At 67.0% G+C, this 5,755-nt stretch carries 11 protein-coding genes and 1 pseudogene; 5 read left to right on the forward strand and 7 right to left on the reverse strand.

From position 1 onward, the window contains the following. Positions 1 to 81: 81 nt before the first annotated feature. Positions 82 to 237 (reverse strand): site-specific integrase, encoded by a 156-nt coding sequence (locus Q7A36_RS37945; protein WP_305108984.1) that lies wholly within the window; start codon positions 235 to 237, stop codon positions 82 to 84. A gap of 124 nt (positions 238 to 361) precedes the next feature. On the opposite strand from Q7A36_RS37945, the gene Q7A36_RS37950 reads away from it, so the two are divergent. Further along, positions 362 to 619, forward strand: coding sequence for a hypothetical protein (locus Q7A36_RS37950; RefSeq protein ID WP_305108985.1), 258 nt, complete (start codon positions 362 to 364; stop codon positions 617 to 619). On the opposite strand, the gene Q7A36_RS37955 is transcribed toward Q7A36_RS37950, so the two are convergent. Further along, positions 602 to 979 carry a site-specific integrase gene (locus Q7A36_RS37955; RefSeq protein WP_305108986.1) on the reverse strand — a complete coding sequence of 126 codons (378 nt, stop codon included), beginning with the start codon at positions 977 to 979 and terminating at the stop codon, positions 602 to 604. The two genes, Q7A36_RS37950 and Q7A36_RS37955, sit on opposite strands and share 18 nt — an antisense overlap. 90 nt (positions 980 to 1,069) lie before the next feature. Between Q7A36_RS37955 and Q7A36_RS37960 the strand changes: the two genes are divergently transcribed. Beyond that, on the forward strand, positions 1,070 to 1,705 hold the full coding sequence (locus Q7A36_RS37960) for a tyrosine-type recombinase/integrase (protein ID WP_305108987.1): 636 nt from the start codon (positions 1,070 to 1,072) through the stop codon (positions 1,703 to 1,705). Positions 1,706 to 1,798: 93 nt separating this feature from the next. Then, the gene (locus Q7A36_RS37965) at positions 1,799 to 2,080 is read left to right on the forward strand and encodes a site-specific integrase (RefSeq protein WP_305108988.1); all 282 of its coding nucleotides are present in this window, start codon (positions 1,799 to 1,801) and stop codon (positions 2,078 to 2,080) included. A gap of 354 nt (positions 2,081 to 2,434) precedes the next feature. Here Q7A36_RS37965 and Q7A36_RS37970 read toward each other — a convergent pair whose 3' ends face one another. Then, positions 2,435 to 2,671: a hypothetical protein gene (locus tag Q7A36_RS37970; protein ID WP_305108989.1), complete on the reverse strand. Its 237-nt coding sequence runs from the start codon at positions 2,669 to 2,671 to the stop codon at positions 2,435 to 2,437. A gap of 216 nt (positions 2,672 to 2,887) precedes the next feature. Between Q7A36_RS37970 and Q7A36_RS37975 the strand changes: the two genes are divergently transcribed. Continuing rightward, on the forward strand, positions 2,888 to 3,355 hold the full coding sequence (locus Q7A36_RS37975) for a response regulator (RefSeq protein WP_305108990.1): 468 nt from the start codon (positions 2,888 to 2,890) through the stop codon (positions 3,353 to 3,355). A gap of 56 nt (positions 3,356 to 3,411) precedes the next feature. Here the strand turns inward: Q7A36_RS37975 and Q7A36_RS37980 are convergent, their stop codons facing one another. The 3 genes from Q7A36_RS37980 to Q7A36_RS37990 form a co-directional block, all read right to left on the reverse strand. Further along, positions 3,412 to 3,711, reverse strand: coding sequence for a hypothetical protein (locus tag Q7A36_RS37980; RefSeq protein WP_305108991.1), 300 nt, complete (start codon positions 3,709 to 3,711; stop codon positions 3,412 to 3,414). 69 nt (positions 3,712 to 3,780) lie between these two features. Next, positions 3,781 to 4,371: an ISAs1 family transposase gene (locus tag Q7A36_RS37985; RefSeq protein ID WP_370655786.1), complete on the reverse strand. Its 591-nt coding sequence runs from the start codon at positions 4,369 to 4,371 to the stop codon at positions 3,781 to 3,783. Next, entirely contained in the window at positions 4,323 to 4,910 is a 588-nt protein-coding gene (locus Q7A36_RS37990; RefSeq protein ID WP_305108992.1) for an ISAs1 family transposase, read from the reverse strand. Before Q7A36_RS37990 ends, Q7A36_RS37985 begins: the two co-directional genes overlap by 49 nt. 291 nt (positions 4,911 to 5,201) lie before the next feature. On the opposite strand from Q7A36_RS37990, the gene Q7A36_RS37995 reads away from it, so the two are divergent. Beyond that, entirely contained in the window at positions 5,202 to 5,336 is a 135-nt protein-coding gene (locus Q7A36_RS37995; protein WP_305108993.1) for a hypothetical protein, read from the forward strand. Between the two features lie 125 nt (positions 5,337 to 5,461). Here Q7A36_RS37995 and Q7A36_RS38000 read toward each other — a convergent pair. Next, positions 5,462 to 5,755: pseudogene (locus Q7A36_RS38000) on the reverse strand (IS21 family transposase); the annotation flags it as partial.

Here is a 5,755-nt window from a genome sequence, read left to right on the forward strand (position 1 = left end):
TCATGATGGCCGCCACCATTACGGCGGCGGACTCCTACACCACACCCCGGGGCACGACCGCCAGCGCCCTGTAGGCCTCGGTCACGAAGCCCACCCGAGCCCATGCGCCGAGATGCGCTCCAGGGAGCCGATGGTGAGCCCGGCCGCCTCGGCGCAGTGCTTGAGGATGTGGCCGACCACCGCTGGGGTCAGTGCCCGGCTCTCGATCGTGCCCCAGCGGTCCGCTGTGCGGAACACGGCATAGCCGACCAGCGCGGACAGGCGTTGCCCACCATCAGCAAGTTGCGATTCGTTCGCAGGAAGCCGTGACAGACTGCTGCTTCAGGGTATGGTCGTTCGACTGACCAGGAGAAAAGCCGCGATGGACAGGCTGGAGCGGACTCTGCCGTTCGATGATGGTTTTCGTGCCAAGCCTTTTGTCAGAACGCGGCAGCAGCCCGTTCCGCCTCGTTTGTGGCGTTGGGAAATCTGCACCGAAGGCGGAAGCCTGCCATACCAATCTTCCGCATGCGTCTATCGCTCCGCCCATGACGCATGGGAAGCCGGGCAGGCCGCACTGGGAGATATCTTCCAGAGCATAGCCTGTTACCGCGGGCAAGAACTACTGCTGAACCGCTAACGGTCCGTTGAGGATGTGCCCAACCGCCTCCGGGGTCAGCGCCCGGCTCTCGCCCGTGCCCCAGCGGTCCACCCTACGGAACACCGGGCCGTAGCGGCAGTCGCCGGCCTGCAGCCAGGCCTCGAGTGCCCGCACCGGGCAGGTCTCGGGCTTGGTGCCACGGACGATGCCGAGGCTGGCCCCCTGCCCTTCCTGGTCGCCCTTGCTGCGCGGCAGCAGCCGCCGCAGGCCCTCGGCGGTGGTCAGCGCTCGGCCTGCTGCGCCGGCGTGCCGTGCCAGCGCCAGGATGCCGCGCAGGATATGGCGGCCGCGGGCTCTGGCGAGGGTGGCCAAAGTGGCGCCGGCGCGCAGGCTGGACATAGCGGAATTCCAGCCTCTTGCCCCGATTGGGGCAACCTCCGCTCACTTCTGATAAACCAACCTTCTCACGAGTAATGCTGAGGCGTGCCGATGGCCCCCGCCGACCCCGCCAGCGACCCGCAAACCGCCCTGGTGCCAACCGTTACCGACACCGGCGGCCTAGCCCTCGTCCCGGCCGAGACCATCCAGCGCGAGACCGAGGCCGCCGTCACCTTTGCTCTGGCCGACAAGGCGGCCGCGACCCGGCGGGCCTATCGGTCGGACTTCCAGCGCTTCGACGCCTGGTGCCTCACGCGCGGTGTCGCCTCGCTGCCGGCAGAGCCAAAGAGTGTCGCGGCGTTCCTCGCGTCGGAGGCCGAAGGCGGCGCCGAGCCCGCCACGCTGGCGCGCCGCGTCGCCGCGATCCGCTACGCCCACCGTCTCGACGGGCATGAGGCGCCGACCAACGCAGAGGCTGTCCGTGCCACGCTGCGGGGCATTCGGCGCACCAAGGGAACGGCACCAGCGCAGAAGACACCGGCAACCGCTGGCACGATCAGCGATCTGCTCAAGCAGGTGCCGATGGACACCCTGCGCGGCCTGCGCGACCGGGCCATGCTGCTGCTCGGCTTTTCCGGTGCGTTCCGGCGGTCCGAACTCGTCGCACTCACCGTCGAGGACCTGGTCTTCGTGCAGCAGGGCCTGCGCGTGCAGATCCGGCGCAGCAAGGGCGACCAGGAAGGCTAGGGCCAGGAGATCGCCATTCCACACGGTACGCAGCTACGACCCGTCGAGGCGCTCCGCACGTGGCTGGATGCCGCAGGCATCGTCACCGGGCCCGTGTTCCGCCGCATCAGCAAGGGTGGCCGGCTCGGTGAGGATGCGCTGACCGCCGAAGCCGTGGCGCTGGTGGTGAAGGCCGATGCCGAGCGTGCTGGCCTGCGACCGGAGGAGTTCGGCGGCCACAGCCTACGGTCGGGCTTCCTGACCAGCGGTGCTGATGCGGGCGCCTCCGCTTTCAAGCTGATGGAGGTGTCCCGACACAAGTCGTTCGACGCGCTGCGCGGGTACGTTCGCCGCGCCGAACTCTTGAAAGACCACGCGGGCGAGACATTCCTGTAGGCATCTCGCGCTGCTCTGGCTCATTGTCGTTCGCCGCCTCTGCACCCTCAACGTGCATCACCGCCGCGAGGAGATCAGCGACTGACGAGTAGCGCCCAATAGCCCTGTCGGTGGCGGCATCGGTCAGGATCAGGCCGGCCGGCATCTTCCTGATCAGCCAAGTCGGCGCAAGCTCATTGCCTCCCGCCTTTCGGCTGGGGGTGATGATGCTGAGCGCCTCGTAGCCGGTCGCGGTAGGTATGACCTGACCTGACCAGGCGGGTCCACGGAATGCACACCATACGGCAACCGTCCGCCGCTCACTCTGGGTGAAGTGCAGATCGCAAGATGCCCGGAATGGAAGAAGGCAGGAGGTCATTGGCTCGAACGACTTTCGCGTAGCCTATGACGGGTTGCTGAACGGCCTATAGCCACGGCGGCGCGGGCCCAGCGTGGCGTGGTCATCAGCCAATCCGGCACCTCGGCGCCGGTGTGTGCCAGCAGGATGCCCAACTCGAAATAGGCGGTCGCGGATGCGTCGCTGTGGCGCGCTACATGCTGTCCCACCAGAGCGGTGCTCAGCGCTTCCAGATTGTCGGTGGTGGTTGGCATGTTTGCCGAGTAGCACGGCGACCTTGCTGATCTGGACCTACATCGTTGGAAGTGGTGCCTCACTCGTCGCGCTAGGATCAGATCGCCCTCATCCTGGCCGCCTAGATCGGCCTGAGGCACATTTCATAGTAGAAAAACTTTGAGGCTATACGCCCATTTATGTATCTCGGCCCGATGCAAGACAGCAGCACAACGGGCCGGAGGCGGCCACTGGCGTTGATCGTCGAAGACGAGGCCCTGCTGGCCCTACTAGCCGATGGCCTGCTCGCTGCGGAGGGGTTCGACACGATCTTCGCCGCCCATGAGGCGGAGGCCATGGCCCACGCCGCAGCAGCGGCAGATCGGATCGCAGTCGCGGTCGTGAACCTACATCTCGGCGACGAGGTCGCCGGTCAGCGTGTCATCCGCGATCTGCGGCAGCACGCTCCGAACCTGCCCGTGGTGGTTATCACCGGCTTTGATGGCGAAGCGCCACAAGCCGACCTGCGCGGCCTCGGGTGGCCGACGATAAGACTCCACAAGCCCGGCGGCTATGACGAGCTTGTCCCTGCCGTGCTGGATGTCATGGAGCAGGTCCGCACCGGTGCTTGGCCGGAGGAGTGGCGCCGCGACACGGATTACAGGCGTGGTTCAGAATCGGCCAGTTTCGGGTCACACGGGCGCACGAAGAGAGCCGGCCTGTGAGGGCCGGACGTCGACGTCCGATGTGCCCGGTGCGGGAGGCGATCAGCCTCCCCGTGTCAAGCCCGCCGGGGCTGAAGCGATCCCATGCCGAGCAGGGTGAGCCAGTGCGGATGGCCCTGGCCGGTCAGCAGCTCCCGCGGGCTCTTGCCTTGCCGCTCGGCATGGCGACTGCGCAGGAAGCGGCGGTGGTTCAGGAAGAACCGCAGCAGATCCAGGTATGCGCCCCCGAGATGGCGGCGCAAGGTGAAGTAGGTGCGCAGCCGCGAGTTGAGGTTCTCCACGAGGGAGCTGCTGCGCGGTGTGCTGGCCATGGCGCGGCACACGACGTCGAACAGGACGTGGAACTTGCCTCCCATCCGCGCGCGTAGGTCGCTCCAGCTCTGCCAGTACGCAGGTGAGGTGGTGGGCTGGCGGTGCAGGGCTGTTCAACGCTCTGGAATGTCGAGGAGGCCAAGGAGGTAATCGACGCCACCGATGGCGGCGCGGTAGCGGTCCTGCGGCAGTGAGCTTCGGAGGCTGGCCTTGAGGATGTTGAAGGCAAAGCTGCGGAGACGAGCGAAGATGCCCGGGTTGCAGCGAATGCGGGAGCGATCCTCACCCATGGTGACGTCGCGGGTGTAGTGCGAGGTGTTCTCGATCTTCCAGTGGTCCCGGATGGCAGAGGCGGCGCGAACAGCTGGGATCGCGGCGGTGGCGAGATAGAAGGCGGTCTCGGAGGAGCGGGTCCAAAGACCGGTCTTGGCGCTGCGGGTGAGAACGTCGCGCTCGATGCGGATCACGGCACCGATGAGGGACGCCCACTCGGTGTCGGTGAAGGCGGTGGCAGCATCGAAGACGGCGACGCTGCGCTCCTCCTGGCGGTTGCGCCCCCGATCACGGCTACTGGCCGTGGAAAGCGGGGTGGCGCTGGCGCAGAGGTCCTTGGCCTTTTGATGCAGGGTGGGCTGGTTGTCCTTGACCTGTATGATCAGGTCGGCGCCGGCCTTTGCGGCGAGCTCGAAGGTTTCCTCTGGCAGTGCAGGGCGTCGAGCGTGACCAGGTGGCCAGCCAAGCCGAGTTCGGCGAGCAGCGCCTGAGCGGCCGGGATCTCGTTCGATTTCTCATCGACCTCGCTGTGCGCCAGCACCAGTGCCGTGTCGGTGGCGAACATCCCGAGCAGGTGCGCGGCGGCTCGGTCACGGAACGCGTCGAAGCTGCCGCGCAGGGTCTTGCCGTCGATTGCCAGACTACCCCCGTCAGGCTTGGCGTGAGCCGCCTGCAACAGCTTGGCGTGGCCACGGAAGGCTGCCTCCACCGCTTCACAGTCCAAGCCTTGCAGGATGTAGCGGATGGCGGTGTGCGCCGGCGCTCGCCGCCAGGTCAGGCCGAACACCTCGTTCAGGCGGAGACGGTGCATCTCGATGAAGGTGACGATGCTGCGATACGAGTTGCCGCCACTGACGATGGCCAGGATGGAGAACAGCAGGACATGCGCCAGCTGGTAGACCTTGCCCTCCGCCCGGCGGTGATCAGGCACCTCCTCCAGCAGGCCCAGCAGCGGCGCGAACGCGGTCACGGCAACCTCCCCCTCGGTTGCCGCCCTATGAGTCAGAGATTCGGCGATCCGGGAATCCCGTCATCACCCCGCCGGCGCCCTTCTCCGCAGGCCTGTGGCAGCGAGGACTCACCCCTGCTACCGCACAGCGTTGAACAGCCCTGCACCTCGTCGCCTGTGAAGAGCGCGGCCGAGACGGCCTTGGCCTCCGCATCGCCGTCCCGCTCCGCCTTCGCCGGGACTGCCGCGAGATTGGGGGTGCCAGCTGGAAGGGGTACTGTCGGCCAGTGTTCCCGTTGAGGTAGAAGCACCGTGGCCTGGATCGTGAAGCTGGTGAGCGTCGGAGCCGCGGGCGAAGAACACAGCACCGAGGTCATGCAGATCGCCAGACCCGTCGATCTCACCGATCTGGCCAGCCTGGGTCTGACCCTGGCCGAGGGCAAGTAGCTCCTGGCTGGTGTGCAGCAGGAGATTGTCGCCTCGCAAGCCCGGGTCCATGCCCTGCGCCGTCCGGCATGCGGCAGCTGTGGTGATGCGTACCGGGTCAAGGACTACCGCCAGCACGCGATGGCCAGTGACGCGCGGGCCTTCTCCCACGCCCGCGCATGCCGCCGCACCGTGTCGTAGCCACCCTCATAGCCGAGCGCCCGGAGCGCCTCGAACAGCCGGATCAGCGTCAGCTTCTCGCGCGACAACCGCGCCGCGTTCTCCTCCAGCAGCCGATCGAGCTCGCCCTGCCACGCGCCCAACTTCGGCAAAGGCTGGCGCGTCCGCTCGTAGCGGAACTCCGTTGCACCAGACCGCAGGACCTTCCGGACCACCTTCCGCGACAAGCCAAGCTCACGGCAGATCGCCTTGATCGAGCG

It is taken from the genome of Paracraurococcus lichenis, assembly GCF_030657435.1.
GTDB lineage: Bacteria > Pseudomonadota > Alphaproteobacteria > Acetobacterales > Acetobacteraceae > Paracraurococcus > Paracraurococcus lichenis.